Raw genomic sequence first — 26,821 nt, 5'->3', positions numbered from 1 at the left:
CAGTTCGTTCCGGCCCTGGCGGGCCTCCACCGGACCGGTTTGCTACGCTGCGCTTCGCAACCCGGCCGCTGAACATTGGCGTTATGGTGTCATCGAGGTAGACGGTTGAGACTGAGGAATTTTGGAATTGCCGGAATATCCGGTGTGATCGTCTCTGTCGGGTTCGTACTTTTTATTACCGGCTTTGAATATCTCCTTCCTTTCCTTCCTGCTGTTTTCACTGTTGGCGCAATTTCAGCTCTTTCAGGCTTAGCTTTCGCAGGCTCCAAGACCTTTGTTCCGGCAATTTTGGGTGGAGTCATTGCTTTAGGGTGTTGTGTGGCGATACTGCTGTATGCGGTATCTAATATCTGACATGTACAAAAACCATAACAAGGCCATTAAGTCTGTTCCGGGCCGATGGCCCTCCACCGGACGCCCTTTACAGGGCGCCGCTTATGGCTGGCGTTGGTTGCCAAAGGAGTGCGAGTGAGAGTCCTGCTGATCCTGAGTGCTCTTTTAGTCGGGTGCTCAAGTGAAGAAATTCTTTATGTGCCGGGTCCAGAATTTTATCAGAAAGTGGATTTGTCAGTTTCATCATCGGAAATTGAGGTGGGCGAAGTTCTGATTTTGAAGGTAAGTCGTGAAACCGCTGGATGGATTGAAAAGCCAAGCTCTGAAGTAAACACGGATGATCCCAACCAGTGTTGGTATAGAGGATCGCCACCTCCAAAGTACGAGGAGGAGGTTTCGCCTAATATCGCATTCAAGGCAACACCGGAAGGATACCAACGCTACGGTTTTGACCTTAATGGCAGAACCGTGATGTTTACCAACGCCGGTGAATACCAAATAAAGGGGCATTCCTCTCTTTGGTGCGCCCCTGGGGCTACTTCAAATACGGTTGCAATCACAGTCCATGAAGGCAACTAACAAGTCACGGCACTCGGACGGCCATAAAACGGCCGCCGGTGCGTTCGGCGTTAAAAGGTCAGCATGGAAGCAACAGTGGCACGAGCCGTACCTTAATCTAGTTTTATTTGGCGTGGCGGCAATTACCACAGCGTGCTCTATGACAACGCTTCAGTTGTTGCTTCGATTTTATACTGGGCAAGCTTTGTAGCGCTGGCGGCCGCGTTTCATTTGAAGCTTGACCTCATAAAGCTGGACGATCACTACGAAAAGGGTAGCTTTCGGGAAGAGCTTTCGGATTCAGTCTGGGCGTCAGGATGATTGGCAAGCGATCCTGGACGGTGTTTTTGACTTTGCTGGTCGTGTCGGCGGCACTGACTTTTAACTAGGCGGTCAACCGGACACCAAAAGTGTACCGCTTTTGGTCCCCTCCGCTTCGCTCCGGTGCCGGTTACCATCAGCGTTAGGCACTACCTCAAGATTATGGAACGACTCAAACATTTGATCTCAGAACTAAAGAATACCGCCCCTGATGATTGGTGGTTGAATGAGGTCGGCTCCATCATTGAGGACAGCGACGACTTTTTTCTCGATGAATTAAAGGCTTACGGCAAGGCTCTTGAAACCCTTGATGAATGTTCTTGGCGAGAATTTGCAAAGAAAGCATCTGGATACATCAAGCAAGATTCTAGAAGGCGAGGAAAACAGCAGTTCATAAATATTTTGAATGAAGTGTTGGCTTACGAATACTTGGTGAGCATCGGGTGTTCTTCTGTGCAATTCGTGCCTGACAGTGCCGAAAGTGGAAGCAAAAAACAGCCAAAATCTCCTGATATCCAGTTTCTGGATAACGGAGAGACATCGTTTTGTGAAGTCAAAACGATTGGGGTCTCTGAAGAGGAACTGGATCGTGCAGAAGCAGACGAGATTTACAGTTCTACTGTGTATTACTCTCTGTCAGATGGTTTTCTGAACAAATTATCGTCCGATATAAATTATGCAGCTAGCCAAATACCTACAAACTCAAGTAACAACTTGATCTATGTAATTGTGAATTTTGATGACTTTGTTGGGCTTTACTACAAAGAGTATGAGAAGCAGATTCGGCATCATTTGTTGCAGGCTCACGAATCAGCTCAGGTCTACTTGAGAATTGGGCTCCGAGACAGATTTTCAATTCACCACAGGCCGTGAAAGGCCTAACCAGGGGCTCAAGGTGACCGGTTTGCGCTGGCGCTCCAACCGGCGGCTTAGCCCAGGCGTTATGTGTAGACAAAATTATGAGGCAAATTAAGGTCAAAATTTTGCCCGGCATGGGTAGCGCCGACGGAAAGTGGGAAATCGTTAATTTCGACGATTTCCTCGTACACTATTCCCCGCGTCTGGCAATGTCTGTCTCATCCATTAAACAGTTCCCACCTCTTCATATTTTGAACGAGGAGCTGCTTTCAGGCGGCACGGATCAAGGAATGAGCGGTGGTTGCTACTGGAAGCCTTTCGAACTGACTGAACAAGAGTACGAAGATATTCGAGAAGAAATGCTCACATCACCTTCACACGATCTTGAGTATGACCCTGGTCTGGAGGATCGCAAAACCATCAATAAATGGTGTGGTGCCGTGCTATCTCGTCACAACCCAAGGAACCGGAGTGCCACATAACCAAGCGGTCAACCGGACTCCAAAAGCGTGGCGCTTTTGGTTCCCTCCGCTGTCGCTCCGGCGCCGGTTACCTTAGCGTTAAACGAAAGGAGATCGTTTGTACCTTCTACGATTTGGAGTTTATGGACTGATATTTTTTGCAGTCACTTCGTACTTGTCTTTTGGGCCATATCCGCCGTCAGATGGGGCCGCTAAGTTTTCTGCGGTTCATGGGGCCTTGGGTGCACTGAGCTCCCTTATTGCGGCATATGCGGCAAGGCTCTTGGTGCTTTTCTACAGAGAGCTTATGGGGGGCAGGGATGAGTGAAAGCGTCCTGAGTATGTTCTTCTCATTCGCCATAACACCAATTTTGGCTCTTTGGCCTTATTTCTTCATTCGATTTAAAAAGGGAGAAAACCAGTTTCTTTTTGTTTCGGCCTTTTACGGAGCAATGGTGGTCACGAGTGCCTTGTTGTCCGCTATTGCCTTTCCTATTGGTGTTTTCCTGGTGAAGCTTCTTCCGCAGCTTGATATTTTAGGATTGGCCGATCACCTACAGCCATTTGTTCAAATTTGCGAGGCAATAGCAGATTGGTATTTTGTTCTGATTTTTCCGGTTTTGTACCTTGCGTTGCCGCCCCTTTTAGACAGAAGGTACGAGGTGTTCAGTTTAACAAGTAGGTGAAGCCGACCGATACTACGCGCTGCTTCGTATCGGCGGCTTACCTTGGCGTTAGGTAAATTATGGATATTATTAATCAACTAATTCGTTATGTATTATCGATAAGTCTGATGGTTCCTATGCTAGGAGCCGCGGTAGTTGTCGCTCCAATTTCCTTAGATCGCAGTTGGCGAATTATTCGTAGCTGGAGTCAAACAACGATGAAGATATTTGGGGTCGTAGTCGAAGTTAAATTTGACAACGGTCAGTCTCAGCTCGAGGAAGGTGGAGTTATAGTTGTCCTCAATCAACAAAGCTTAATTGTCCCAACGGCTATTTCCTCAAGATGTGATAAGCGGCTGATGAGTATTTGGAATATCGAATACGCGCTTATTCCATTCTTAGGTTGGGCGACAAGCTTGATGGGGTGGGTCATTGTTCGGCAATGGCCCAAACAATCAAAGAGACAACTACGCAAGGCTGCTCTTTACGCAAAAAACGGTGGTTTAATTCTGATATCGGCAGAGGGAATGCGGAGTATTGATGGAGAACTGATGCCTTATAAAAAAGGTGCGGCGGTTCTGCCGATTGAGTCGCAGGCTCTTATTCATCCTCTTTACATTGCTGGTGCTAGGCATTGCCTTCCGGTAGGTGAATGGAGGATTCGGCCTGGAACAATTGTTCTTCATTACTTAGAGCCTATTCCAACGAAGGGGCTCACCTATGACGATCGAAATTCTTTGCTAGAGAAGCTTCGAGTGATAGCAGAGGTTGAACATGCTCAATGTAAACAAGCCAATTAATCGTCCACCTAACGAGGCCAGTCATGCTCGCCCACAAAGAAACGTGGGCTGGACTCGTTTCACTCGCCCATGCTGGCGGCGTTACACCGCATGAATACAACCGAGTTCGGCGTTTACTATGTGATAGCGGTATCAGCGATCTTTTTGCTGATCGCACTGGTGCGTTTTTCGCAGCTAAAGCCATTATTTCGGGCGAGGCAGGCCTCGGCATTGGTCGAGCAGAATCATCGTGCTCGTCTGGACCAGTTGATTCAGCTAGGCATCAGAATTGAGGGGAAGGGCCCAATACATTTTATCGCTCCTCCACCTTACACGCCCGACGAAGAATTGGTGGTTGGTGCCAAGATGGAAGTTTGGGTTTCGGATGAACTTCCTGGTGTGGTTTTGAACACAAGGCCTACCTTTTTGGTACTTCTGGGCCGGGCATTTTTTCCAGCATTCTTTATTGCATTCGTTCTTCTGTTGCCTATTTTGCTAATTCTGCGGGGCTATTTCGGTGCTGTGTAACAAGTGCAGGCACAGCGGCGCCCTTTTCATTGTGCCTTCGGCTCCATTACAAAGGCGCGCATGCTGCAAGCGTTAGGCATTTGAGAAATGGAGGTCACCGTAATGGGAAAATGGTTGGCGGGAATCGCTGCAAGCGTTATCGCGGCGGTGATCGGATGGGTGGTCATAGGTATCTTAAATGCCCCACCACCCAGCCCTCCGGCGCTTAGAGTGAGCGCTTGGTATGCACCAGAACCCGCGCAAGTGGGTAAGATCATAGATCTCTTCGTGAAGGTGCGTAGAGAAGACGATGAGCCTGTGCCGAATGCTAAAGTAAAGTTGACACCAATATCTGGAACATTTATGTGGGCAGGCTCAAGCAGTCATTCTATCAATGGCGTCACTGGCGCTAACGGCCTCTATTCCACGAAGTTTCAAACGGTACTCCAGGTTGGGGTCATTGGTGGAACGCCACCTCCCGGGACCTCTAAAACCGGAAGCATAAGCATTTTCGTGAGTAAAGCAGGATATGCAGATAGTAAAACAGAACTGAGAATAGAAACTGAGAATTGAGATACGCTTTTTGAACCTTTGTATGCGCCGTAGTTGCCTAACAAAGGCATACAGGCGACGGCTTACAGCGTCCGCTTCGCTCCCGCTTGCAGCTTCGCATGATGCTTGGCGTTCGTGCTCACAAGCGAGACTTTATCCAACACATGAATATGAACAAATTCCTAGTAAATATCACTGCCACAATTTTTGCTTTGTACGGCCTAGGGTTCGTATTCGCGCCATCTCAGCTTTCTTTTTTGGTTACAAACGCTGTCCCAACAACCGCGGCTGCATTAACCGATATGAGAGCCACTTACGGTGGCATGTCGATAGCAGTTGGCATAGTGCTATTCATCCTCGCTTCAAAACAAGAATCAATCCGGCTTGGGTTAGCTGCCACTTTATTCCTAATGCTCGGCATGGCTTGTGGCCGTGTCGTAGGCCTCATTATCGACGGCTCAGAGAATCCAATCATGTACGTCTATTTAGCCCTTGAAATAGGGGTAGCAGCAGCTGCTTTGTTTTTACTAAGTCGCAGCAGGAAGTCATGAGCACTAACAATCACATGCACGGGACAATTTTTCCGTTACGCCTCCGGCTTCACTCCAAAATTGGCGCTGATGTGGGGCGTTATGCGCTAAAAATGGAAAGATTGTGAATAACTTAGTAATCCTTGTTGGGCTCACATTGGCAGCCGGATTGGCGATGCTTCTCGGTGCGTTTCTGGCCAGCTTCGGAAAATTCAGATCACGATTGGTTGAGGCAGAATTCAGTCACAGCATCATGGCATTTGGTGGCGGCGCTCTATTATCTGCGGTAGCTCTCGTATTAGTTCCTTATGGTATTGCCAAGCTTGATCCGTTGATAGCATCTACTTGCCTCCTGGTTGGTGGGCTCATTTTCATGATGCTTGACATTTATCTTCTAAAGCTGGAGACGCCGGCCAGTCAACTCGTGGCGATGCTTCTTGATTTCATACCTGAATCAATAGCGCTTGGAACTGCATTTGCAATCGGAAGTACAGACGCGGTGTTGCTTGCGGCGCTAATCGTATTGCAAAACGTCCCAGAGGGGTTTAACGCATATCGTGAGTTGAACAGATCTTATAAATTTGGTCCGAAAAAAATTATGGCCATTTTCTTTTTGATGGCATTTCTGGGTCCTATTTTTGGGGTGTCCAGCTACTTATGGATGCAAAACCAAGTTATTGCCATTGCTGTTATTGTGCTTGTGGCTTCTGGAGGTATTCTGTATTCCGTATTTCAAGATATCGCCCCAAGAGTAAAACTCGCAAAACATTGGGCGCCTCCGATGGGCGCGGTGCTAGGTTTTGTGCTTGGTATGGTTGGGGTGATGGTGATCAAATGATGGGCATAACAATATGGGTAGGATCCTTACGCTACTAATCCTTATTCTATTGGCTATTGCGTCGGTAGCTGGCTATCTGTTTCTCGCTAAAATCATTTCTGCCGGGGAGGTCCGAATAGCCGAAGGTCAAAGACGGCTAGAAGAAGGACAGTCTGCGATGGAGGAAGGCAAGGTTGACCTGCTCGCCGGAAGACGCCAGTTGTCCGAGGGCAAGGCGGAGTACGCGCAAGCTGAAGACAACCTGTTCCTGAAGTGGGCGGACAGACTGCTAAACGCCGGGAAGGGCCTGAAGGAGGGTAGAGAGCAGATCGCCGAGGGAGAAAAACAGGTTGCCGAAGGACAAGGAAAGGTTGACGCCGGGGAAGAGCGACTTCATGCAGGTGAGCTGAAATTGAGCCAGGGGCGGGAACGTTTGAGGCTGGCAAGGAAGGTAAGCGTTGCTTGTGCGATCGGCGGGGGTATTTTTGCCTCTCTAGCGATCGTGTTTGGGTTCCGCTGGAGGCGATCATTGGCCCGGGCTATTACGCATTCCCGGACCTAACAACACGTCGGAACCGACTCCTGGAAGGGCACATTTCAGTTGCCTTTCCAGGAGCGGTTCAACGTGGACGTTATGCAGGGAGCAATCATGAAACCACGAATTAGCATGATCACTTTAGGGGTAAGTGACCTGCCGCGTTCTGTAGTGTTTTACGAGCAGGGTCTCGGGCTTCCGAGAATGGATTCTCCAACCGAAGTGGCGTTCTTTACGTTGAACGGTACTTGGCTAGGATTGTACGGTCGCGAAGCGCTGGCTGAAGATGCGTCAGTCTCTGGGGAGTCAAGCGGATTCGCAGGGTTCAGCCTAGCGCACAATGTGGGCTCTGAGCCGGAGGTTGATCACGTTATGGCCCAGGCTGAATCAGCCGGTGCCGTTGTGACCAAACCAGCTCAGAAAACAGAGTGGGGTGGATACGCACGGTACTTTGCTGATCCAGACGGTTATCTCTGGGAAATAGCGCACAATCCGTTGTTTTGGGTCGGGCCCTCAGATGAACCCGCATAATAAGTGAATCAAGCCGACCGATTTTCCGCTGCCGCTCCAAATCGGCGGTTTATTCAGGGCGTTAACCATGTAGGACACAGGAAAGCATAGAGTGGATATAAACCAAATCGTTAATGATTCTTCCGAAGAAGAGGTTAGAGCTGCACTATCCTATTTCCTGCAGAGCTACATGACACCTGCATTTGGAGCTTTACCTAAGAATGAGGTCGAATTGATAGTCCTCAATGTTCTGGAAAAACTAAAAGCGATAGATGAAGAGCCAGAGTTATATGAACTTGTATCAAAGCTGAAAGTCACTCGCTCCAAAGCTCGCGGCCTAATCTATGACAGGGAGCTTCGTCGATCCTCCGAGGAGGCACTAGATGAGAAAGTTAAGGTTCTTTTGAAAAGGCCGCTTATCCAGAAGAATGGTGAATTATATGTTTTAGAAGTTGAGAACCCGCTGGTCTCAGATCATCTCAGATCGAAGGTTCAGAAATTAGGCTATGTTTCTGACGGCTCGTTTTCGCCAAGTATTGTAAAGCTCGGGCTAGACGCTGTTGCAGCTTTGATAGAGTCATATCTTACAGAGCAGGAAAAGGATGAGGTAAAGGAGGCTCTTGTTGCAGCCGGAGCTCCAGATACTTCATTCAAAGGGGTGATTAAAGCTACCTTTAAAAAGGTGGCTAATAAGGTCGCTTCAGATACCGGAGAGGCGCTCATGGAAAGAGCGTCCAATTTTATTTCACCCATAATAGACGCTGGGATTGATTTGGTGACAGAGAGAGCTGGTGAATTATTTGAAGAAGCCGTTGAGTAATATGGTTAACAAGCGCAAGCACCCGGACCAATTTTCCGGTGCCCGAAAAATTGGCCGGTGTTGCGTGCGTTAAATGTAATAGGGAAGTCTTGCTATCAACAAAGTACGGAAAGTCCTTTCGGACGAGTTAAAGCTTCTAACATTTCGCCAATTAAAATTGGATGTATCGATCTTCAACTACTATTTGGTTTTCGGTATAGGTTTCACTTGGCTTTGTGGTATCGGTCGATACTGGGATAACCCTAGAGCAGATCTTTGGCAATATTTAGGGCTTGGTTCAGTTGGTTATATTTTCGTTCTAGCAGCCATTTTGTGGGCAGTTATATTACCTCTAAAACCTTCAAACTGGAGCTACAAAAATGTTCTTCTCTTTGTGTCACTAACATCGCCTCCCGCCATTTTGTACGCAATTCCAGTAGAGCGGTTTGTGTCTCTTCAATCTGCTCAGCTCGCGAATGTTTGGTTCCTTGCTGTAGTCGCTATCTGGCGCGTTGCACTGTTGCTAAAATACCTAAAAAGTGTCGCTCGTTTATCAGGCCTTTGTGTTTTTGTTGCCACTTTATTGCCATTAACACTAATCGTGGCACTTCTTTCTGCCTTAAACCTGGAGCATGTTGTTTTTAAAATTATGGCAGGCCTCGAAAATCACGAAAAGTCAGCAAACGATAGCGCATATATAATACTTTTATTTATTACATATTTTTCGGTCATTGCTTCACCTGTGCTGCTAAGCCTGTATGGCTGGTTAATCTATAAACGGCGTAAACAAAACATTTAACAAACGACTCCAAACCGGCGCATGTGCCAGGCGTTAATGGCCAAGGCCGCGGAAGGATTCAGCCAGTAAAGCAGGGAGTCGTTTTCAAATATTCACCACCATTCAGCTCTTTTCCCCGCAAAACACTGCAAAATCCGTCAGTTTCGTGTTCTGGTTCCTCGCGCCATGGGCTAGGGTAAGTGCAAGCTGTTTAGGAGTGGTCATCCGCACTAGGGTGCCATGGATGAGTCGCCAGGTAACTGGCCATTAACAAGGCACATCGGTACGCGGCCTGTGGCCCCGGACGGCTTTCAGCTGCCGCTGTGTTTGGCGTTAGTTTTGAGAGGTATATCATGAAGTATTTAACTCTAATTTTTGGATGTATATGGGCCTTTAGTGCACAGGCAGTCGAGGGAGTAAAAGTAGCGGATTTCAAAGCCGCCGCCATATCGCAAATTAAGAAAGAGTATCCGAAGGTCGCGCCGGATAACTTGGTGTTCTACGATATTGATGTATCCGTATTAGGAAAAGATCTTAAAAAAAGTCATCTAAGGCTCGGCTTTATTGATGATAGTTCTCGCCACTCTACGGGGAATTCTCCCTATGCCTATGACACATACATTGTTAATTTTAATATCATTTCAGGCGATCTTATGCAGGTGTATAAAGGTTTTTGGGGAGGCTTTGAGCCTGCCAAGAGTGATGAAATTGAGTAAATATCGTTAAATAAACTAACAGGAGCATTAAGTTTGTTACGCCCCGAATGGGCCTCAACCGGATGGCCTTGTCAGGCCGCCGCTTATTCAGAGGAAAGGATGCAGTATGAGAATAGTATTCGACTTGATGAACGCGGTGGCTGCTACGGCATCCGAGGCGATGGCATTACCCAAATCTTGAGGATCAACGAAGAGGGTGTTGTCGATCAGGTGGTATCTTCGTCGAAGGGGCCGAAGAGCGAATGCTTCCGAGAACTCTATTTGGGAACCAAGTTCAAAAAGCCGCCCAAGGCCCCAATCTATCGAAAAATGATGATGGGGTATTCCTCAAGTTGAGAGCTTGCTGCCCTAACCAGTCACACGACCGGACGCCACTGTCGTAGCTCCGGTGTGCTAAGCGTTATCACACAAGGAGCTGCATCAATGAAGCAAACAGGTAGTTGTCTCTGCGGGGGCATTCAGTACGAAATCAATGGTCCGCTGACCGATGTTTTGAACTGTCATTGCTCAATGTGCCGGAAGCTTCATGCCTCAGCCTTCAGAACTCGCGCTAAGGTGCGGTCTTCTGACTGGCAAACCGTCAAAGGCCAGGAGTTGATGAAGTTCTACGAATCCTCTGCGGGTGAGCACAAGGGCTTTTGCTCAAACTGTGGTTCCAGCCTTTATACAAAATTTGATACAAATCCCGAGATCTATGGTTTCCCACTTGGAACGCTCAATACTGATCCGGGAGTAAAAGCGGGGCGCCATGTATTCGTGGCCAGCCAGGCTCCTTGGTACGAGATTACGGATGATCTGCCTCAGCATGCAGAGTATGACTGAGACAGTGATAACCAGCCGCCGCTCCGCTCAGCGTTAGGGCTACTATGGAAATACAAACTTATTCTGCAGACAAAGCTAGGGAAGTTGCTGAATTGTTTCATCAATCTGTTCATGCAATTGATCCTTCGTTGTATACGTCAGAGCAAAAAGAAGCTTGGGCTCCTACTCCTGTGGATTATGAGAACTGGTCTGAGCGACTGAAAGCGAAAAAACCGTTCATAGCTTTAATTGAAAATTGTGTAGCTGGTTTTATCGAATTGGATGCTAATGGTCATATCGACTGTACTTATACCCATCCGAATTTTCAGGGAAGAGGTGTCGCATCTGCCTTGTATGAGCATTTACTTGCGGAGGCAAGGGCCAGAAATATCAAACGCTTACACGTTGAGGCTTCACTCATTGCTAAGCCGTTCTTCGAGCACCGCGGCTTCTCTGTGGTCAAGAAAAATGAAGTGCAAAGAAACGGGGTTTCGTTAGTGAATTTCTCAATGGAAAGCTATCTAAGCCCTAACAATCAAATGCAGCCGACGGCTAACGCGTCGGCTGATTAGGGCGTTTTAGGCGGCATTTAGACACTGGTGCGGAACCACAGGGGGTTGCCATGAGTGAATTCAATATGAATGTGCCCGAGACCGGTTCACTCCACCCGCTCGTCGAACCAGAGTGGCTGGAGAAACACCTGGACGACCCTGACCTACGCATCGTGGATGCAACGGTGCAAGTGAAGCTCTGGCCATTCCCGCATGTCAGGAGCGGTAGGCGTGGGTTTAAGCGAGGCCACATCCCAGGGGCAACATTTGCAGACCTCCTGAAAATATCGGATCCCCAACGGCCTTCCTACACGTTCACGATGCCAACTGCGGAACGGTTCGCCGACCACATGGGCCGACTTGGCATCGGGAACGGCACACGTGTCGTGCTTTACGACGGGCGGGAGAACATGTGGGCCGCGCGATTGTGGTGGATGCTCCGCACGTTCGGCTTTGACGACGCGGCGGTCCTTAACGGTGGGTGGAAGGCCTGGCGGCTTGAAGACCGTCCGGTCTCCTCGAAACCTTGCGAGTACCCGGCTACCAGGTTCACCCCGCATGTCCGGCCGGAGCTCATCGTTGGCAAAGAGGAGGTGCTGACCGCAATTGAGGATCCGACGACGTGCATCGTGAATGCGCTGGGCCGCCGGCAGCATCGTGGTGAACGTAAAGAATATGGGGGACGCGGGCATATTCCAGGCGCAAAAAACGTGACGGCATGGGAAATCCTCGACCGGAAGACGATGCGCTATCGTCCGGCCGAAGAGCTGCGCGAGCTGTTTCGCCCGATGTTGGAGGCCGAGCGGGTTATTACCTACTGTGGCGGTGGCATTGCCTCTTCGAGCGATGCGTTTATCCTCCACTTGCTGGGACATCCGAACGTGGCCGTTTACGACGGGGGGCTCATCGAGTGGTCGGCAGATCGCAGCTTACCCCTCGAACTCGGAGAATGACGATCACAAGTACGTTGCCTGACAAGGCGCACCAGTTCGCGCCCGGTTGGGCGCCGGGCGCTCTTATGCTCGTGCCGCTGTTTTGGCGTTATGTGAATTCAATAAAAGAAACCGATTATGATGGTCATTTTAAGAAATATATTGGTAATTGCATTCTTTAGCTTGATAGCTGGATGTTCAACTGTTCAGCCTGGAACCGGAGGTAGCTGGGTCGGTTTCACTGAAACCGGGCAAGCGTCATATTATGCGGATAAATTTCAGAACAGAAAGACAGCCAGTGGGGCACTTTATAAGCACGAGCTTCATACAGCTGCACATAAAAAACTACCATTCGGTACAACGGTAAAAGTAACAAACACCAAGAATGGCAAAAGTGTCGTTGTCGAAATCAATGATCGTGGACCATTCGTCAAAGGTCGCATCATTGATCTGTCAAAATCTGCGTTCACTCGTATTGGCAATACATCTGTGGGTTTGATCAACGTAAAAATTGAGGTGCTGAGGTAGCATTTAACAAGATGGCTAAAGGGATGCCGCCGATGCTGCGCTCCGTTGGCGCCCAGTACCAATAGCCTAATAGGATGGTGGATAATCGCCAGGCGGTGCGGCGCCGCGGCTGTTAGGGGCGTTGTCCTGAGGCGGTATCAGGTCTGATTGCGAGCTTGGGCGCGGATGCTAGAATGCCTGCCTGCATTGGCCATCACTGGAGAAAAAGCGATATGAACACGGCTTCCGCACCTTATCCAATCGGTACGCCTGGCGCTCCCTGGGGCGATGCGGAACGCGCCGATTGGTTGTCTCGGCAGACCCGTCAACGCAGCTATGGGACCGAGGTGTTGAGTGTGATCGAGCGCCTGCGCCCGCGCTTCGACGTGAAAGAGTATGGCCGTCTGGAATATGGCCCCGATAGTTATCCGTTGATGGCGCTCCGGAGCCGTGACTGGAATGACGATCTTCCGGTCGTTCTGGTAACGGGCGGGGTACACGGCTATGAAACCAGCGGTGTCCACGGCGCGCTGCAGTTCCTCGATCAGCATGCCGCCGATTACACGGGCCGCGTCAACCTGCTGGTCGCGCCCTGTGTCAGTCCCTGGGCTTACGAGCGCATCCATCGCTGGAACCCGAACGCGGTTGATCCGAACCGCTCGTTCCGCGATGACAGTCCGGCTGAGGAGTCGGCGGCACTCATGCGCCTGGTGGAGCCCGTCCGCGATCATGCACTGATTCATATCGACCTCCACGAGACCACCGATACCGACGAAACCGAGTTTCGCCCCGCGCTGGCTGCCCGCGACGGCAAGCCGTTTGAGCCGGGCGGGATTCCGGACGGCTTCTATCTGGTCGATGACAGCGAGAACTCGCAGCCTGAATTCCAGCAGGCGGTGATCAAGGCGGTTGAGCAGGTAACTCATATCGCTCCGGCCGATGACAGCGGAGAGATCTTCGGCTCACCGGTGGTCGCTCGCGGCGTCATCCAGTACCCGCTCAGCCAGCTGGGCCTGTGCGCCAGTGTCACCAGCGCCCCCTACAGGACCACCACCGAGGTCTATCCCGACAGCCCCCGTGCGACCCCCGAGCAATGCAATGCCGCGCAGGCTGCTGCGGTGTGTGCGGCAATCGACTACGCGCTGGCGCACCGGTAGGGAAGGGCAATGAACAGATGGGAAAGATTTCGAGTCCATTAAACAAGGTACTGTTGCCGGGCGTTATATTTTTCAAACTCACTCAAGGACGATCATGAGAGTCTCGACAATTCCTCTAATTATTCTCTGCCTGTTCATGGGCTTCACTTTCTGGGTTATGGCAGGCGCAGAGCAGTCACTATTGGCCTTTGGTGTTCAGCTTATGTCGAGCCCGGATACCGCTCAGGTTGTAATCGACCTCTATATTCTCGCCGGCCTGGCCTGCGTCTGGATGTACCAGGACGCCAAGAGTCGAGGTAAAGGACTGGGTTATCTCGTTCCATTTTTCATTCTGACTGCGGTGTTTGTATCCGCGGGGCCGTTATTGTATTTGGTGCTGCGTGGTGGGCGCGAGCAAGAAACCGAAGCCAGCAAAATGTGAGCATTTCCCAAAACGTTCTACTCTGGTCGGGCTCGTAGTGCCAAGCGATAAAAGCGGAAACTTCGTTCTGCTGCGCGAGTCAAACCTACTACGAATCGGCCCGCTTATCCGGCATGCTTCGCTCCGCTGCTACTACGGATCGTCAAGCGCCAAGGGGGAGTCCTGTGAACTGGACAGTCTCGTACGCTATAGGCTTTCACCCGTGGGAGGATACCGATCAGGAGTTTTTCCAATCCTTGTCATCGCTCCTTGAACGTGAAGAGCAGGGCCGTAAGCCACCCTATGGGCGTGCGCTTGATGTCGGCACCGGCAGCGCCATCTGGGGGATTCAGTTGGCCAAACGGGGCTGGGAGGTCACTGGTGTGGACGTCGTGGGCAAGGCCCTCGACCGTGGGCGTGAGCGGGTTCAGGCTGCCGGCGTAGAGATGAAGCTGGTGCAGGGGGACGTTACCCGGCTTTCTGCGGCGGAAGTAGGTTCCGGATTTCGGCTCATCCTGGATACCGGGACATTCCATGATTTCAACGTCGAGCAGCAGCAACGGATGGCCCGCAGCGTGGACGCCCTGGCCACGGAGGATGCCACGGTGATCTTATTGTGCTGGTCGCGGCGCATTCGTCCGCTGATCCGGGGCGTTAGCCGTGAAGACATCGAGACCGCCTTTGCAGGTTGGCAGGTCACCGACGTAGAACCCTCGCATTTCAAGCTGCCACGCCCCCTTGAATGGGTGCTGCGTCCCGACGAGCACTGGTATCGCCTGCGCCGTGCCCGCGCTCTTTGATCTATCCCGGTCTCTCACCCATTTGGGGGATACTAGTTGCAAATGCGAAGTGTATTCTGGCGTGAAGATAAGAATAAGAGAAAGGCACGCCTATGCGCAGGATATCAACCTATTTGGTCATTGCGGCGGTACCGCTGACGGTGTTTTGTGCCGCGCTTTATTTCTTGAGTGCGGGGCCAGAAGATTCACGAACGCCCGAAGTGGCAGCGTCCCATGCACCCTCTATCAAACCAGCGCCGACGCTTGACCTTCCGGGTGTGAAGGAGACGGATGCCGGCTTCGATTTTGACGATGAAATGAAATCGAAGCTCCAGGCCGTTGGCGACGCCTACGAGGCCCAGGCGAGCTTCCCTGCATTCTCCCAGCCGATTTCGCCGGACGAGCTGGAGGGCAAGTACCGCGGCAATACTCCGGTTGCGAGCGACTTGCCCGCAGATCTGACGGATCCGAACAGCCCGAGCATTTCAATTCTCACGGATCGTTTCCGGTATTACCCCGGTGATCGGCTCGCCGCCAACGCGGCTATCTCCGGATTGCCCCCGGAAGAATCCAGTGCGGTGACCGCGCAGTTGTTGCGTGGTAACGAAGAAGTCGCCCAGGCTTCCGTTACCTCATCCCAGGACCAGCCTCATTCCTACTACCTCGATTTCAGCGCTTTGCAATTTGATGACGTGAGTTGGAAAGAGGAGCTCACCGTTCAGGCAACCTTCAGTTTCCGTGGTGAACAGCACCTCCGCAGCGCCACTGTGGAGTATGTATCCACAATCGGCAGTGTGGACGGTGTGGCTCAGTCCCGGGTGCAGGAGGAGTACCTGCAAATTCCGGTTCATGTGTCTACGGAAAAGCCCGGGCGCCACCGCCTGCAGGCGAACCTTTACGATGCTTCGACGGGCGAGCCGCTGGTGCATCTGAACGCCGAGGACAACGTGGATTCCACCGGTTCGCTGGTATTGAAAGCCCATATCGGGGCGTTGAAAGCCTCGGGTTCGGAGGGGCCCTATACGCTGGGCGATCTGGTCTTTACGCGTATGCCTACCAGCCCGAAATACATCACTGAATATGGTCGCGTAAATCAGGAGCGCTACCAGGTCGGGGGGCACAGTTTTGATGACTACCTCGACAAACCCTACGTGAATCAGAAAGCCACCCGGATTGCCAGGGAGCTTCGTCGTATCGGTTCATGACTCAGCCTGTTTAAAAAAACAAACCTATGAACGGGAGATAAGCATGAAAATCACAAAATACCTGGTCGCATTAGCGACAGTCTGGGCGGTCTCGGTGACCGCAACGGCCGGTCAGCTGGCGGGTAAAAACCTCATTCTCGTGCAGGGGTTTCAACTCCAGCACGTGTTCATGGGCCGCACCCATGACGACGGCAAGCGATTCGCCTACAACTACTGGAACCGGTTTGATCTGTATAACGGCGGCAACGGAGCCATCAAGGTCGCCAATCCCACAGGCCTGACACTGCTCGATCAGAACCTGCCACTCCTCAAGGACGCCGGCGGCACGAAATTCAATCTGTACGATACGTCCAGACAGCCAGTCTATTACAGCGATCCGAACGCCAGGATCCTGCATTTCGACTCGACCTACCGCATCGAGGAGCCGAACGGGCAGGGCATTGGTGCCACCATCGCGCAGCAGCTCAATGCCTTGTTCGCTGACGATCCAACATACTGCACCCGCACCAACGGCTGCATTGTCATCACCCACTCCACGGGCGATCTGGTCATGCAATACGTTGAGGCAAACAAGTCGTCGCTGCTGAACGCAAACGCACGGAATGCGTTTGACGTGACCACCTACATCGATCTCGCTGGTGCCCGGGGCGGCACGGAGGGCGCAAAGATCCTCTATGATCTGGCCAACTACCTGGACGACCTGGCCTCCAGCACGGTTCTGTCTTCCTCCAAGCAGGACGAGGTGGACGACGCGAATGAATGGCTGAACCTGTTCCTGGGTAGCAGTGGCGTGGACTACCTGGCGCCAGGCAAGCAGTTTCAGGCGGGTGTCCTGTACGATTTGCAGCCTGCCAACGCGCGCAACACCGGCCTCTCAAACCCGGATGGCATACCCCATCTCCGGGTCGCCTCAGCCGGTGATGAGCCTTACGGGTTTATCACGCACCTGTTCATTAAAGGGCATGATGACAGCGTTGTGCCGCTGCACAGTTCCTGTGGCTCCGTGTATGCCAACAGCTACGATTCCTGCGTCTGGAACCGCACGCTGGACGGGAAGGTGACGATGTGGGCGGACGCGCCAGGTTCGTATTACAACCACCACTACCCGTTCATCCAGATTGAGAACCTGCGACACAATGGGCATCAGTGGGATGACACGGGAAATCGTATGGCGCCGCTGGTGACGGACGGCCAGATAGGGGACATCACCATTGACGTGAATACCCGAACAACCTGGGACATTTTCCTGAACAAGTACATTCGCATCCGGGATGCGGACCAGAAAACGGTGGCTCAGGTGCTGGCCGAGTCACTCTACTAGTCGACGATGACCCTGGGCGGGAGAGAGTCTGGCTCTCCCGCTTTCCTCTGAAGAGCCTAATTGGGCCTTGCCTTCGTATTGGCGTCTTATAGACTGAAAGTTGCGGCTGTGACACGTGTTCTGGTGTTCACACTGCGCAGGTCAGAATAATCAGCCAACGACCAAGAGGAATGGCCGTGTCCCCTATCTCCCGTTACAGCCGCGCAGCGGCATTGACTGCTATGTTGGTCGCGGCGCCGGCCATGGCCGCTGATCCGGTGGTAGTGTCTTCCAAGATTGATACGGAAGGCTCCGTGTTGGGCCAGATGGTACTGCAGACCCTGGAAGAAGCTGGGATTCCGGTCGAAAACCGGCTGCAGTTGGGGGCGACCAATATTGTACGCAACGCCATTAAGGCCGGGGAAATCGATCTCTACCCGGAATACACCGGTAATGCGGCCTTCTTTCACGACCAGGCTGACCAGGATTTCTGGAACGATGCCGAAAAGGCGTATGAGCAGGCGGCGAGCCTGGACAAGTCGGCCCACAATATTGTCTGGCTGAAACCGGCGAAAGCCAACAATACCTGGGCCATGAGTGTGCGTGGCGATGTGGCGCGGGAAAATGACTTGAAGACGCTTGAAGACCTCGCGAAGTACATCAATGACGGCGGTGCCTTCAAGTTTGCGGCCAGTGCCGAGTTCGTCGAATCCGCAAGTGCGCTGCCTGCTTTCCAGGAGGCCTACGGCTTTAAGTTGAGGGCTGACCAGCTGCTGATCCTGTCGGGCGGCAACACCGCAGCGACGCTCCGGGCGGCTGCACTGAACGACAATGACGTGAACGGCGCAATGACCTACGGAACCGACGGTGGCTTGAACGCGCTTGATCTGAAGGTGATGGAGGACACGCTGGGCGTTCAGCCGGTCTATCAGCCTGCGCCGATTGTGCGCGCCGATGTTCTGCAAACCTATCCGAAGATCCGTGAGGTGCTTGAGCCTGTTTTCGAATCCCTCGATCTGGAAACCCTGCAGCGTCTGAATGGACAGGTTGCGGTGAACGGAGTGCCGGCCGACAAGGTGGCTCGGGAATATCTGGATTCACTGAGCCGGAACTGAGGCTTGCCAGTTTCCAGGACACTTCAACGTCGGATAGCGCCAAATCGGGTCATCCCGGTCCTGGCGGGGCTCGCTTTGTTGGTGGTCTGGTCGCTGGATTTTGGCACCATTCAGCCGAACCGCATCGTTCCTGGCACCGGGCACGGTCTCCTGTCGGCGACAGGCTGGTTCGGTGCGGGGGCCGTCACCCTGGTTCTTGCGGCTTCGATGCTGCTGTCCGTTCTGCCGCTGGGCGTGCGTTACGTGCCTCTCCTTGGCCTGGTCGGCCTTTCCCTGGCGCTGTTGCCTCTGTTGTTGGAGGTGTTTGCCGCCCGGCATTTGCCTGAGGGGGCGCCCTATGCGCGCTCCGCAATTGGGGCCGGTTTCTGGTGCCTGCTGTTCCTGTTGTCGTTGGTGTTGATCGAGATTCTGGGGCGGCTCAGATCCGGGCGAGGGCTGCAGATCATGCTCCTCGTGTCGATCGGTGGAAGCTGGTTGCTGCTGTTGCGGGGCGATGGCCTGGAGAGTCTGTCCCTGGTAAGGGAGTTCAACGCCCGGCCGGACCAATTCGAGCAGGCGCTCTGGACTCACCTGGCGCTGGCCTTTGGCGCGGTGGCCATCAGCGCTTGTGTGGCCTTTATTCTGGCACTGAAAATGATTCGCAGCCCTGGCTGGCAACGGCCGATCCTTGGCGCCGTGAGTTTTCTCCAGACCATCCCCAGTCTGGCGCTCTTCGGGTTACTGATTGCGCCGCTCAGTGCGCTGGCAGCTGCGTTCCCGTTTCTCGAAACGCTTGGTATCCGCGGTATCGGCTGGGCGCCGGCTATGTTGGCACTGGTGGCCTACAGTCTGTTGCCCATGTTGCGCAACACGTTCGTTGCCCTGACGGAAGTCCCCGACAATCTGGTAGATGCCGGCCGGGGCATGGGCATGAATGAACGGCAACTGTTCTTCCAGCTCAAATTACCCCTGGCGCTGCCGGTCATTATCGAAGGTGTACGCATCACGACCATTCAGGCAATCGGTCTGACCGCAGTAGCCGCGCTGATCGGCGCTGGCGGTTTCGGTGCCTTTATTTTCCAGGGGCTGGGGCAGGCGGCGATGGACCTGGTGCTGCTCGGTGCCTTACCTACAATTGCGCTTGCGCTGATGGCGGATGCCGTATTCACCATGCTGGCGGCGAGCCTCAGGCCGACCCCGGCAACGGCCTGATAGGGAAAAGGATTGTTCGGATGATCGAACTGAAAAATGTCACTCGGCGCTTCGGTGATACGGTTGCGGTAGACAACATCAATCTGACCATTGAAACCGGTGAGGTGTGCGTTCTGGTGGGGAGTTCCGGCTGTGGCAAGTCCACTACGCTGCGGATGATAAACCGCCTGTTGCCTCACAGCGCCGGCAACATCCTGGTGGATGGCGAGGACATTGCTGCCATGAACCCGGAACAGCTCCGCTTGAACATGGGGTACGTTATTCAGGGAACCGGGCTGTTTCCGCACTGGACAGTGGCACGCAATATCGCCATGGTGCCTCAGCTGTTGAAGTGGCCCAGGGATCGGATCGATGCCCGGGTTAACGAGTTGATGACCCTGTTGGATCTCGATCCGACTGTCCACGCAAATAAATACCCCCAGCAATTGTCCGGCGGCCAGGCACAGCGGGTGGGCGTTGCGCGGGCACTGGCGGCGGACCCCAACATCCTCCTTATGGATGAACCATTTGGCGCCCTGGATGCGATTACCCGGGAAAACCTCCAGATGGAAATGCTGCGCATCCAGAAACAGGTCCGAAAAACCACCGTGTTCGTCACCCACGACATTGACGAGGCGTTGAAGCTGGCGACTCGCATCGCCGTTATGGACCGGGGCCGCATTATCCAGCATGACACGCCTGAGAACATCCTTCGGCATCCGGCGTCGGAATTCGTTGAAAACCTGGTAGGCAAGCAGGATCGCGGCCTCAAGCTGATGAGTCTGCGGCCGGTTCGGGAATTGATGAACCCCCATAGAGGCCCAAAACGTGCCGATCCCGGCGTGGAAGGCCTCAGGGAGGAAGACAGCATACGGTTGGCGCTGTCGGTGATGCTCTGGCGAGGCCTGCAGGAGGTTTCCGTGTTTAATGCCCACGGTGAGGAGACCGGTGTGATAACGCGCGAGCGCATCATCCGGGAAGGCGCCTGATGCGCGTCTGGTTGCCTCCCCTGGTGCTGGCCGCTCTTCTGTGCGGGCTGAGTGCCGGTATGCCTGCCCTGGAGCCGTTCTTCCAGTGGGTACAGCCGGACAAGCAGCGAGTCATTTACGAGCGGGACAGTTTTCTGTTCCTGTTGCAGAACCACCTGCTGCTAGTCGTCATTTCTGCGGCTGTTGGCACCATTGCTGCGGTCGCTGGCGGTGTTTTCGCCACTCGCCCGTCAGGTCGTGATTTCCTGCCCCTGGTAAGCCAGGTGGCCTCCATCGGGCAGACATTCCCTCCCGTGGCCGTCCTTGCGCTTGCGGTCCCGGTTCTCGGTTTTGGTGAAGCGCCCATTCTCGTGGCGTTAATCCTTTACGGCCTGCTGCCCATCCTGCGAAACACCCTGGCGGGCCTGGAAAGCATCAATCCGGCTGTGCGGGAGGCCGGGCTGGGTATGGGCATGTCACCGTTTCAGGTGTTGCTGCGGGTGGAGCTGCCTTTGGCAGGGAGAGTAATTCTCGCCGGCATTCGCACCTCTGTAACGATCAACATTGCCACGGCTGCCATTGGCTCAACCATTGGCGCGCGCACCCTGGGCGATCCGGTAATCGCCGGGTTGGTGAATGGCAACACCGCCTACGTGCTGCAGGGGGCAATCCTGATTGGTTTGCTCGCGCTTACCATAGACAGCCTGTTTGAGGCACTGGAACGAACCTGGGACCATCGGTTCTCGCCGCACGGGGCGGCTTGATGCGCATTTTTCATAATTCCCTGTTTTGGAGTGAGCATGTCTGATTTGCGTTACCTGCAAACCAACGATCCCAACCGTTTCAAACTGCGTGGCGACGAGCCGACGATGAAAGCGGTCGTGACGACGGGCAGCGGCGGTTACGAGAAACTCGACTACCGGGATGTCCCGATACCTGTTCCCGGCCCGGGGGAGGTGTTGCTGAGAGTCCTGGCGGCCGGGGTCAACAACACGGAAATCAACACGCGCCTCGGCTGGTACTCGTCATCGGTAGAGGGTGGCACCGAACAGTTGTCCGAAACCGACAGCGCGTCAGAGATTGAAGACGGTGGCTGGAACGCGTCGACGCCGTTTCCGTTTATACAGGGTACCGATTGCTGTGGCGAGGTTGTCGCCGCGGGTGAGGGTGTGGCTCAGCCTGATGTTGGCACTCGGGTTCTCGTCAGGTCCTGTATGCGCACCAACGGTTTTGATTCGCTGGACAACCTCTGGATGGCCTCGGATTTTGACGGTGCCTTCGCCCAGTACGTCAAAGTGCCTGCGAGCGAGGTCTTTGAAATCCAGTGTGATTGGAGCGACGTGGAACTCGCGACCATCCCCTGTGCGTATGGAACGGCAGAGAACATGCTGCACCGGGCGAACGTGAAAGCGGGCGACCGGGTGCTGGTTACCGGGGCGTCCGGCGGCGTCGGTTCTGCAGTGGTACAGCTGGCCAAGCGCCGGGGCGCCTGTATTGTGGCGATCGCGGGTTCCAGTAAACTCGACCAGGTCGCCGGCCTTGGGGCCGACCAGGTAATCCCGCGAGGCTCCGACTTGAGCGCGGAGCTTCAGGAGTCCTCTGTGGACGTTGTGATCGACAACGTCGCCGGTGATCAGTTCGGGGCGTTGTTGAAATTGATGGCGCGCGGCGGCCGATATGCTTCGTCGGGCGCGATTGCGGGGCCGATAACCACCATCGATATGCGCGATTTTTACCTCAAGGATTTGACCTTGTTGGGGTGCACGGCCTGGGATGAACCGGTCTTCCCGAACCTCATCAGCTACATCGAAAAGGGTGAGATTCGACCACTGGTGGCACAATCATTCGAGCTGAAGGACATTGCGACGGCGCAGCAGGAGTTTCTCAAAAAGACGCATGTAGGAAATTTTGTGTTGGTGCCGCCTCAGTAAGAGAGTCGCTCGACGAAATACAAGGACCTGTCTAATGGATCCAGAATTTCAGCCAGGCAAGAACATAGCCATGAAGATCCCGGCTCACGAGTATGAGAGCACGGTACGGTTTTATCGGGATGTGCTCGGCTTCAAGGAAATACCATCGGAAGGGACGGATGACTCTCCAAGGTTTGAATTTGGCGACAAAGTGCTTTGGCTCGATTGCATGCCGGGCTTGAGTCAATCTGAGATCTGGCTGGAAGTCGTTGCCAGTGATATCGGTAAGGCCGCTGAATATCTCAAGGAGCAGGGGTGTTCCCGCCGAGACGAAATCGAGCCTCTTCCGAGCGGGGTCAAGGCATTCTGGATATCAAGCCCATCTGACATCATTCATCTGGTGACATCGAGCAGCGACACATAGCCAGGCTATGTGGTTCTGGCTGATGCCGGAAAACTGTTGAAAATGGTTCGTTGACGAACTATATTCGGTATCGATTGTCGTTGTGAATTGAGGGAAGACTGCCTGGATGAAACTAAGAACGAACGGGATTGTTTTTCAGGTCGCAGAGCTTCGCGATAATGCCTATGAACACGTTTCGAGGGAGCTAAGGCGCCTGGGCCTGAATGACCTGGCTCCATCACACGGGCTGATCCTGATCACGCTCTATCGGGAGAAAGCCCTGTCGTTGAAAGACCTGTCGATACGAATCAACAAGAAGAAGTCTTCCACCACCGAGTTGGTCGATAAACTCATTCGCCTGGGCTATGTCGAGAAAACAGCATCCAGCGACGACCAGAGAGTAAAGCTGGTCCGGTTGGCCCAGGAAAGCCTGTCCCATAAGGACGATTTCAAAGAGCTGTCCGATAATGTGAACGGCCGTCTGTATCAAGGATTTACCGCCGAAGATAAGCGGGAATTGATGAGGTTGCTGAATAAAGCGCTGGCCAACTATTAGTTTTATCTTTTTGGTTCGGTAACGAACTAAAAAACTCGGAGGAGCAGGATCATGAAAGCAGTATTCCAGACGGCCTACGGCAACAGTGATGTCTTGCAGTATGGAGACCAGGAAGCCCCCGAAATTACGGCGAATCAGGTGCTTGTCAGGAATTACGCATCAAGCGTCAATCCAAGGGATTGGTTGATTCGGAGTGGTCGATACCAGTTGCAGTTTCTCGTACCGAAATTCCCGCTGATACTCGGTAGTGACTTGGCGGGCGAGGTCCTTAAAACGGGCAGTCGCGTTAAGGGGTTCAAGCTCGGGGACCGGGTTTATGGCATGAAAAATCCCTTGGAAGGGCTCGCAACCTATGCGGAGCAGGTCTCTGTGCCCGCCCGCAATCTTGCGCTGATCCCCGGTAATTTATCGTACGTTGAAGCGGCGGGCGTTCCCCTGTGTGGTTTGACGGCCTGGCAGGCGCTTGTTGACCACGCCAATCTGAAGGCCGGACAGCAGGTTTTGATTGTGGGCGCCTCGGGCGGGGTTGGCAGTTATTCCGTTCAAATTGCAAAAGCGCTGGGGGCGTCCGTAACTGCAGTTTGTAGTGGTGCCAATGCTGAAATGGTAAAGCGGATTGGCGCCGGCCGGGTTATTGATTATTTGCAGTCCGATTTCACAAAGGAAAATGATCGGTATGACATTATCCTGGACACTGTCGGTCGGCACGATTTGCAACGCTGCGCCCCTGTTCTTAAGCCCGGTGGCTATTATATTTCAACGATTCCCAGCCCTAAAAACCTGAAACCGATGGCGGCAACGCGAGTCCGATCGCTGTTCTCAAAGACTGCTTTGAGGGCGGAGGTTGTGATGGTCAAGCCAAGTGGGCGAAATTTGCAGAGCGTTTCTGACCTGATCGATCGAGGGGCGGTAATTCCCCTGATTGATCGGGTTTTTCCCATTGAAGAAACGGCGGCTGCGCACGACCTCAGTCGCAGCCAAAGGGCAAGAGGCAAGATTATTCTGGATATCCAGACGCCATCTTGAGGGAAAGACTCCGATGATTCGAGCAAAGGAATCGTTTGAGTCCCGCCTGTGGCGGTGGGCGGGGAACCTGTTTCCTGCCTACCGCCGTGTCGGAGCGCGGGTGACTTACGTTTCACCTGATTTTTATCAGGTACACGTAAAAATCCCCAGCAACTGGCAGACGCGCAATCATATGGGAATGACCTGGGGAGGGGGTCTGTATAGCGCCCTGGACCCGATTTACGGAGTGATGATCTACAAGTTGTTGGGCTATCGACATCGTGTTGTGGATAAATGCGCTGAGATCCATTTCAGGAAGCCCGGTAGAACCACCCTCTATGCCAAATTCCAGCTCAGTCCATCGGAAATCGACGCTATCCGTTTGGGCCTGGCGTCAGGTCGAAAAGTTGAGCGGACCTACCAGGTTGAGCTGGTCGACCAGGCCGGAGTTGTTCACGTCTCTTGTCTGAAAACGCTTTGTATATTCGCTTCGCCCTGATCTTGGGATTTTTGTGCAACAACCTGATTTGGAGAAATCCTGATGCTGGAAACTGTATTGGTTCTGAATGTTATCTGGTTTGCAATGGCGTTCAACGTGTTCTCCATTCGCAATAAGATATTTGCAAAGGTTCTGGTGCCCAGGGAACACCGGCAGACACCAGTCTTTGACGTGCTTGCCGAATCAGGTAGGTTTCTCGGTGGATTTAACTTCGCTTTTGCCCTTCTGAATATCCTTCTATTAATCAACCTCGATGTTTTCCCGAGTGATGCCCAGAGGTCAATATTGCTGTGGGTTATCGCGGTCGCACACGGATCACAGTTTGTTTTTAATGTGCCAGTTGCCATTCAAAACCGCCGGGGTGAGGGGGTATGGCAGGTTAAGGGATTGATGCTATTCATTTTTGTTACCGATTTCATAATGATGGTTTTGAATTTGGCTATGGCAGTCTCGTATATCTACTAGATAAACCAGCGCGACCCGATGCTAACGCAGATGACCTGATCTTAATCAGCACAAACCTTGTCGGTGGTTTGGTTGCTGACTAGGCTGGTACTGATGAAACACGCAGAGGGCATGGCGGCATGAAGTTTCCTTCGAGCACAGGGTTTGCGCTCTTGGGGGCGGCACTGATCGCGATCAGTTACGGGCTCGCGCGCTTTGCTTTCGGCTTGTTTGTTCCCCCGATCCGGGCCGAACTGGAACTGGCGCCGGACGTAATCGGCATCATCGGCGCGCTGCCACTGATCAGTTTTGTGTTCGCCACACTAGTAGCCCCTTTATCCGCAGATCGTCTCGGTGCCCGTAACACGGCCTTATTGTCCGGTGTTTTTGGAACCGTTGGGCTGGCATTAATAAGCCAGGCGGTTGGTGCTGTATCCCTTGGCGTGGGTGTGTTTGCCTGTGGCATCTGCACTGGCCTGATGATGCCGGCTCTGACCGCCGCCATGCAGGCGCTGGTGAAACGCTCCCTGCACGGGCGGGTTAGCTCTGTGATGAATGCGGGCACCAGCATTGGCGTGATCATCTCGGTGCCGACGATTCTTTTCCTGGCCGGTGCCTGGCGTTATGCCTATGCGTCCTTTGCTGTACTGGCAGTGGCCGGGGTGATTGCCACCTGGTTTTTCATCCCTTCGGTTTCTCGGGTTGTGCCGTCTAATGCAGCTCCACCGCCTCCCATCAGCGCCTTGCAGTGGTCGCGTCTGTTGAGGCTATCAATGTTCGCCTTCTTGATGGGGTTCGTCTCCGCCGCATACTGGATCTTTGCGCCTGACCTGGTCGTCAACCTCGGCTCCCTGGCTTCCGATGCAACCGGGTGGCTATGGCTGGCGGTTGGCATTGCTGGTCTAGGAGGTGCAGTGGTGGCTGATCTGGCTGATCGGAATAACCCGCCGATCACCCAGGCATTGATGCTGATGATGCTGTCGGCGAGTCTCGCATTGCTCGCCGCCAGCCCGGGTAATCTGGCGATCGCAGCATTCTCGGCGCTGGTCTTTGGGCTGGCGTACATGAGCCTGACCGGCTTGTACCTGATGACGGGTATCCGGTTTTTACCGGGCCGGTTGTCCATGGGACCGGTACTGCCATTCATGGCTGTCTCGCTCGGGCAGGCGACCGGTTCGCCCACCGTCGGTTGGCTGGTGAAAGAATTCGGTTACTCCGATGCGTTCGCCATGTTCTCCGCGATTGGCATTCTGGTCGCCATGCTGTCGCCTCTCTATCCTCGTTATATTGAAGAGGAGGCGCCCGAAGCGGAGATGGAGGAGGAGACAGGCCTTCAGGCGGCGTACAATTACCAGCTCCTTGACGAGGAGGGCGAGCCAATCGGGCCCGCATCCTGAACG

35 protein-coding genes are annotated in these 26,821 nt (G+C 53.3%); all 35 read left to right on the top strand.

Translation table 11 applies throughout. From position 1 onward, the window contains the following. The first annotated feature begins 144 nt into the window (after positions 1 to 144). The 35 genes from QQF73_RS11600 (at position 145) to QQF73_RS11430 (ending at position 26,818) form a co-directional block, all read left to right on the top strand. The gene (locus QQF73_RS11600) at positions 145 to 354 is read left to right on the top strand and encodes a hypothetical protein (protein ID WP_285368268.1); all 210 of its coding nucleotides are present in this window, start codon (positions 145 to 147) and stop codon (positions 352 to 354) included. Between the two features lie 114 nt (positions 355 to 468). Next, a complete protein-coding gene (locus QQF73_RS11595) occupies positions 469 to 912 on the top strand; it encodes a hypothetical protein (protein WP_285368267.1) in 444 nt (147 codons plus the stop codon). 462 nt (positions 913 to 1,374) lie between these two features. Further along, complete coding sequence (locus QQF73_RS11590; RefSeq protein ID WP_285368266.1) at positions 1,375 to 2,085, top strand: hypothetical protein; 711 nt, start codon at positions 1,375 to 1,377, stop codon at positions 2,083 to 2,085. An 86-nt stretch (positions 2,086 to 2,171) separates the two neighbouring features. Beyond that, positions 2,172 to 2,552, top strand: coding sequence for a hypothetical protein (locus QQF73_RS11585; RefSeq protein WP_285368265.1), 381 nt, complete (start codon positions 2,172 to 2,174; stop codon positions 2,550 to 2,552). A gap of 299 nt (positions 2,553 to 2,851) precedes the next feature. Beyond that, the gene (locus tag QQF73_RS11580; RefSeq protein ID WP_285368264.1) at positions 2,852 to 3,217 is read left to right on the top strand and encodes a hypothetical protein; all 366 of its coding nucleotides are present in this window, start codon (positions 2,852 to 2,854) and stop codon (positions 3,215 to 3,217) included. Positions 3,218 to 3,276: 59 nt separating this feature from the next. Further along, positions 3,277 to 3,996 carry a lysophospholipid acyltransferase family protein gene (locus tag QQF73_RS11575; protein WP_285368263.1) on the top strand — a complete coding sequence of 240 codons (720 nt, stop codon included), beginning with the start codon at positions 3,277 to 3,279 and terminating at the stop codon, positions 3,994 to 3,996. 90 nt (positions 3,997 to 4,086) lie between these two features. Continuing rightward, entirely contained in the window at positions 4,087 to 4,503 is a 417-nt protein-coding gene (locus tag QQF73_RS11570) for a hypothetical protein (protein ID WP_285368262.1), read from the top strand. Positions 4,504 to 4,590: 87 nt separating this feature from the next. Then, positions 4,591 to 5,055, top strand: coding sequence for a hypothetical protein (locus tag QQF73_RS11565; RefSeq protein WP_219865323.1), 465 nt, complete (start codon positions 4,591 to 4,593; stop codon positions 5,053 to 5,055). Between the two features lie 98 nt (positions 5,056 to 5,153). Next, complete coding sequence (locus QQF73_RS11560; protein WP_219865324.1) at positions 5,154 to 5,585, top strand: DUF4345 domain-containing protein; 432 nt, start codon at positions 5,154 to 5,156, stop codon at positions 5,583 to 5,585. 103 nt (positions 5,586 to 5,688) lie between these two features. Next, entirely contained in the window at positions 5,689 to 6,402 is a 714-nt protein-coding gene (locus QQF73_RS11555; protein ID WP_219865325.1) for a ZIP family metal transporter, read from the top strand. A gap of 157 nt (positions 6,403 to 6,559) precedes the next feature. Further along, the gene (locus QQF73_RS11550; protein WP_219865326.1) at positions 6,560 to 6,943 is read left to right on the top strand and encodes a hypothetical protein; all 384 of its coding nucleotides are present in this window, start codon (positions 6,560 to 6,562) and stop codon (positions 6,941 to 6,943) included. Positions 6,944 to 7,015: 72 nt separating this feature from the next. Beyond that, positions 7,016 to 7,447 carry a VOC family protein gene (locus QQF73_RS11545; protein ID WP_345782959.1) on the top strand — a complete coding sequence of 144 codons (432 nt, stop codon included), beginning with the start codon at positions 7,016 to 7,018 and terminating at the stop codon, positions 7,445 to 7,447. Between the two features lie 91 nt (positions 7,448 to 7,538). Beyond that, on the top strand, positions 7,539 to 8,246 hold the full coding sequence (locus QQF73_RS11540; RefSeq protein ID WP_285368261.1) for a hypothetical protein: 708 nt from the start codon (positions 7,539 to 7,541) through the stop codon (positions 8,244 to 8,246). A 157-nt stretch (positions 8,247 to 8,403) separates the two neighbouring features. Beyond that, the gene (locus tag QQF73_RS11535) at positions 8,404 to 9,024 is read left to right on the top strand and encodes a hypothetical protein (protein ID WP_285368260.1); all 621 of its coding nucleotides are present in this window, start codon (positions 8,404 to 8,406) and stop codon (positions 9,022 to 9,024) included. Positions 9,025 to 9,356: 332 nt separating this feature from the next. Then, positions 9,357 to 9,719: a hypothetical protein gene (locus tag QQF73_RS11530; protein ID WP_285368259.1), complete on the top strand. Its 363-nt coding sequence runs from the start codon at positions 9,357 to 9,359 to the stop codon at positions 9,717 to 9,719. 423 nt (positions 9,720 to 10,142) lie between these two features. Further along, positions 10,143 to 10,541 carry a GFA family protein gene (locus QQF73_RS11525; protein WP_285368258.1) on the top strand — a complete coding sequence of 133 codons (399 nt, stop codon included), beginning with the start codon at positions 10,143 to 10,145 and terminating at the stop codon, positions 10,539 to 10,541. A gap of 44 nt (positions 10,542 to 10,585) precedes the next feature. Beyond that, a complete protein-coding gene (locus QQF73_RS11520) occupies positions 10,586 to 11,092 on the top strand; it encodes a GNAT family N-acetyltransferase (protein ID WP_219865334.1) in 507 nt (168 codons plus the stop codon). Positions 11,093 to 11,142: 50 nt separating this feature from the next. Continuing rightward, positions 11,143 to 12,024 (top strand): sulfurtransferase, encoded by an 882-nt coding sequence (locus QQF73_RS11515; RefSeq protein ID WP_219865335.1) that lies wholly within the window; start codon positions 11,143 to 11,145, stop codon positions 12,022 to 12,024. 117 nt (positions 12,025 to 12,141) lie between these two features. Continuing rightward, positions 12,142 to 12,531: a septal ring lytic transglycosylase RlpA family protein gene (locus QQF73_RS11510; RefSeq protein WP_219865336.1), complete on the top strand. Its 390-nt coding sequence runs from the start codon at positions 12,142 to 12,144 to the stop codon at positions 12,529 to 12,531. A 212-nt stretch (positions 12,532 to 12,743) separates the two neighbouring features. After that, on the top strand, positions 12,744 to 13,667 hold the full coding sequence (locus tag QQF73_RS11505; RefSeq protein WP_285368257.1) for a M14 family metallopeptidase: 924 nt from the start codon (positions 12,744 to 12,746) through the stop codon (positions 13,665 to 13,667). A 94-nt stretch (positions 13,668 to 13,761) separates the two neighbouring features. Continuing rightward, positions 13,762 to 14,088: a DUF2834 domain-containing protein gene (locus QQF73_RS11500; protein WP_285368256.1), complete on the top strand. Its 327-nt coding sequence runs from the start codon at positions 13,762 to 13,764 to the stop codon at positions 14,086 to 14,088. A gap of 236 nt (positions 14,089 to 14,324) precedes the next feature. Next, a complete protein-coding gene (locus QQF73_RS11495; protein ID WP_219865338.1) occupies positions 14,325 to 14,867 on the top strand; it encodes a class I SAM-dependent methyltransferase in 543 nt (180 codons plus the stop codon). Positions 14,868 to 14,959: 92 nt separating this feature from the next. Next, complete coding sequence (locus QQF73_RS11490) at positions 14,960 to 16,051, top strand: hypothetical protein (protein WP_285368255.1); 1,092 nt, start codon at positions 14,960 to 14,962, stop codon at positions 16,049 to 16,051. Between the two features lie 43 nt (positions 16,052 to 16,094). Then, positions 16,095 to 17,372, top strand: coding sequence for a hypothetical protein (locus tag QQF73_RS11485; protein WP_285368254.1), 1,278 nt, complete (start codon positions 16,095 to 16,097; stop codon positions 17,370 to 17,372). 170 nt (positions 17,373 to 17,542) lie between these two features. Continuing rightward, positions 17,543 to 18,466 (top strand): glycine betaine ABC transporter substrate-binding protein OsmF, encoded by a 924-nt coding sequence (gene osmF, locus QQF73_RS11480; RefSeq protein ID WP_285368253.1) that lies wholly within the window; start codon positions 17,543 to 17,545, stop codon positions 18,464 to 18,466. A gap of 3 nt (positions 18,467 to 18,469) precedes the next feature. Then, a complete protein-coding gene (locus QQF73_RS11475) occupies positions 18,470 to 19,657 on the top strand; it encodes an ABC transporter permease (protein ID WP_285368252.1) in 1,188 nt (395 codons plus the stop codon). A 20-nt stretch (positions 19,658 to 19,677) separates the two neighbouring features. Beyond that, on the top strand, positions 19,678 to 20,625 hold the full coding sequence (locus QQF73_RS11470; RefSeq protein ID WP_219865342.1) for an ABC transporter ATP-binding protein: 948 nt from the start codon (positions 19,678 to 19,680) through the stop codon (positions 20,623 to 20,625). Then, positions 20,625 to 21,368, top strand: a complete 744-nt coding sequence (locus QQF73_RS11465; RefSeq protein ID WP_285368251.1) for an ABC transporter permease — start codon at positions 20,625 to 20,627, stop codon at positions 21,366 to 21,368. Before QQF73_RS11470 ends, QQF73_RS11465 begins: the two co-directional genes overlap by 1 nt. A gap of 36 nt (positions 21,369 to 21,404) precedes the next feature. Then, positions 21,405 to 22,535, top strand: coding sequence for an alcohol dehydrogenase family protein (locus QQF73_RS11460; RefSeq protein ID WP_228743143.1), 1,131 nt, complete (start codon positions 21,405 to 21,407; stop codon positions 22,533 to 22,535). Between the two features lie 34 nt (positions 22,536 to 22,569). Next, complete coding sequence (locus tag QQF73_RS11455) at positions 22,570 to 22,938, top strand: VOC family protein (protein WP_219865344.1); 369 nt, start codon at positions 22,570 to 22,572, stop codon at positions 22,936 to 22,938. 106 nt (positions 22,939 to 23,044) lie between these two features. Next, positions 23,045 to 23,473, top strand: a complete 429-nt coding sequence (locus tag QQF73_RS11450) for a MarR family winged helix-turn-helix transcriptional regulator (protein WP_285368250.1) — start codon at positions 23,045 to 23,047, stop codon at positions 23,471 to 23,473. 51 nt (positions 23,474 to 23,524) lie between these two features. Then, positions 23,525 to 24,499, top strand: coding sequence for an NADP-dependent oxidoreductase (locus QQF73_RS11445; protein ID WP_285368249.1), 975 nt, complete (start codon positions 23,525 to 23,527; stop codon positions 24,497 to 24,499). 13 nt (positions 24,500 to 24,512) lie between these two features. Then, complete coding sequence (locus QQF73_RS11440; protein ID WP_219865347.1) at positions 24,513 to 24,977, top strand: DUF4442 domain-containing protein; 465 nt, start codon at positions 24,513 to 24,515, stop codon at positions 24,975 to 24,977. 42 nt (positions 24,978 to 25,019) lie between these two features. Further along, positions 25,020 to 25,442 carry a hypothetical protein gene (locus QQF73_RS11435; protein WP_219865348.1) on the top strand — a complete coding sequence of 141 codons (423 nt, stop codon included), beginning with the start codon at positions 25,020 to 25,022 and terminating at the stop codon, positions 25,440 to 25,442. A 119-nt stretch (positions 25,443 to 25,561) separates the two neighbouring features. Beyond that, positions 25,562 to 26,818 (top strand): MFS transporter, encoded by a 1,257-nt coding sequence (locus QQF73_RS11430; RefSeq protein WP_219865349.1) that lies wholly within the window; start codon positions 25,562 to 25,564, stop codon positions 26,816 to 26,818. Positions 26,819 to 26,821 lie beyond the last annotated feature (3 nt).

This window comes from Marinobacter albus (genome assembly GCF_030238305.1).
Classification (GTDB): domain Bacteria; phylum Pseudomonadota; class Gammaproteobacteria; order Pseudomonadales; family Oleiphilaceae; genus Marinobacter; species Marinobacter albus.
Note: the sequence above shows the minus strand (reverse complement) of the source record. Positions and strands in the feature narration are given on the sequence as shown.

Excerpts from the sequence above, each read along its gene's own strand:
- QQF73_RS11440 (WP_219865347.1), top strand. The coding sequence starts at position 24,513 with ATGATTCGAGCAAAGGAATCGTTTGAGTCCCGCCTGTGGCGGTGGGCG.
- QQF73_RS11500 (WP_285368256.1), top strand. The coding sequence starts at position 13,762 with ATGAGAGTCTCGACAATTCCTCTAATTATTCTCTGCCTGTTCATGGGC.
- QQF73_RS11510 (WP_219865336.1), top strand. The coding sequence starts at position 12,142 with ATGATGGTCATTTTAAGAAATATATTGGTAATTGCATTCTTTAGCTTG.
- QQF73_RS11520 (WP_219865334.1), top strand. The coding sequence starts at position 10,586 with ATGGAAATACAAACTTATTCTGCAGACAAAGCTAGGGAAGTTGCTGAA.
- QQF73_RS11525 (WP_285368258.1), top strand. The coding sequence starts at position 10,143 with ATGAAGCAAACAGGTAGTTGTCTCTGCGGGGGCATTCAGTACGAAATC.
- QQF73_RS11435 (WP_219865348.1), top strand. The coding sequence starts at position 25,020 with ATGCTGGAAACTGTATTGGTTCTGAATGTTATCTGGTTTGCAATGGCG.
- QQF73_RS11585 (WP_285368265.1), top strand. The coding sequence starts at position 2,172 with ATGAGGCAAATTAAGGTCAAAATTTTGCCCGGCATGGGTAGCGCCGAC.
- QQF73_RS11465 (WP_285368251.1), top strand. The coding sequence starts at position 20,625 with ATGCGCGTCTGGTTGCCTCCCCTGGTGCTGGCCGCTCTTCTGTGCGGG.
- QQF73_RS11590 (WP_285368266.1), top strand. The coding sequence starts at position 1,375 with ATGGAACGACTCAAACATTTGATCTCAGAACTAAAGAATACCGCCCCT.
- QQF73_RS11505 (WP_285368257.1), top strand. The coding sequence starts at position 12,744 with ATGAACACGGCTTCCGCACCTTATCCAATCGGTACGCCTGGCGCTCCC.
- QQF73_RS11515 (WP_219865335.1), top strand. The coding sequence starts at position 11,143 with ATGAGTGAATTCAATATGAATGTGCCCGAGACCGGTTCACTCCACCCG.
- QQF73_RS11490 (WP_285368255.1), top strand. The coding sequence starts at position 14,960 with ATGCGCAGGATATCAACCTATTTGGTCATTGCGGCGGTACCGCTGACG.
- QQF73_RS11570 (WP_285368262.1), top strand. The coding sequence starts at position 4,087 with ATGAATACAACCGAGTTCGGCGTTTACTATGTGATAGCGGTATCAGCG.
- QQF73_RS11445 (WP_285368249.1), top strand. The coding sequence starts at position 23,525 with ATGAAAGCAGTATTCCAGACGGCCTACGGCAACAGTGATGTCTTGCAG.
- QQF73_RS11560 (WP_219865324.1), top strand. The coding sequence starts at position 5,154 with ATGATGCTTGGCGTTCGTGCTCACAAGCGAGACTTTATCCAACACATG.
- QQF73_RS11580 (WP_285368264.1), top strand. The coding sequence starts at position 2,852 with ATGAGTGAAAGCGTCCTGAGTATGTTCTTCTCATTCGCCATAACACCA.
- QQF73_RS11470 (WP_219865342.1), top strand. The coding sequence starts at position 19,678 with ATGATCGAACTGAAAAATGTCACTCGGCGCTTCGGTGATACGGTTGCG.
- QQF73_RS11460 (WP_228743143.1), top strand. The coding sequence starts at position 21,405 with ATGTCTGATTTGCGTTACCTGCAAACCAACGATCCCAACCGTTTCAAA.
- QQF73_RS11550 (WP_219865326.1), top strand. The coding sequence starts at position 6,560 with ATGGAGGAAGGCAAGGTTGACCTGCTCGCCGGAAGACGCCAGTTGTCC.
- QQF73_RS11575 (WP_285368263.1), top strand. The coding sequence starts at position 3,277 with ATGGATATTATTAATCAACTAATTCGTTATGTATTATCGATAAGTCTG.
- QQF73_RS11545 (WP_345782959.1), top strand. The coding sequence starts at position 7,016 with ATGCAGGGAGCAATCATGAAACCACGAATTAGCATGATCACTTTAGGG.
- QQF73_RS11565 (WP_219865323.1), top strand. The coding sequence starts at position 4,591 with ATGGAGGTCACCGTAATGGGAAAATGGTTGGCGGGAATCGCTGCAAGC.
- QQF73_RS11450 (WP_285368250.1), top strand. The coding sequence starts at position 23,045 with ATGAAACTAAGAACGAACGGGATTGTTTTTCAGGTCGCAGAGCTTCGC.
- QQF73_RS11530 (WP_285368259.1), top strand. The coding sequence starts at position 9,357 with ATGAAGTATTTAACTCTAATTTTTGGATGTATATGGGCCTTTAGTGCA.
- QQF73_RS11455 (WP_219865344.1), top strand. The coding sequence starts at position 22,570 with ATGGATCCAGAATTTCAGCCAGGCAAGAACATAGCCATGAAGATCCCG.
- QQF73_RS11485 (WP_285368254.1), top strand. The coding sequence starts at position 16,095 with ATGAAAATCACAAAATACCTGGTCGCATTAGCGACAGTCTGGGCGGTC.
- QQF73_RS11430 (WP_219865349.1), top strand. The coding sequence starts at position 25,562 with ATGAAGTTTCCTTCGAGCACAGGGTTTGCGCTCTTGGGGGCGGCACTG.
- osmF (WP_285368253.1), top strand. The coding sequence starts at position 17,543 with ATGGCCGTGTCCCCTATCTCCCGTTACAGCCGCGCAGCGGCATTGACT.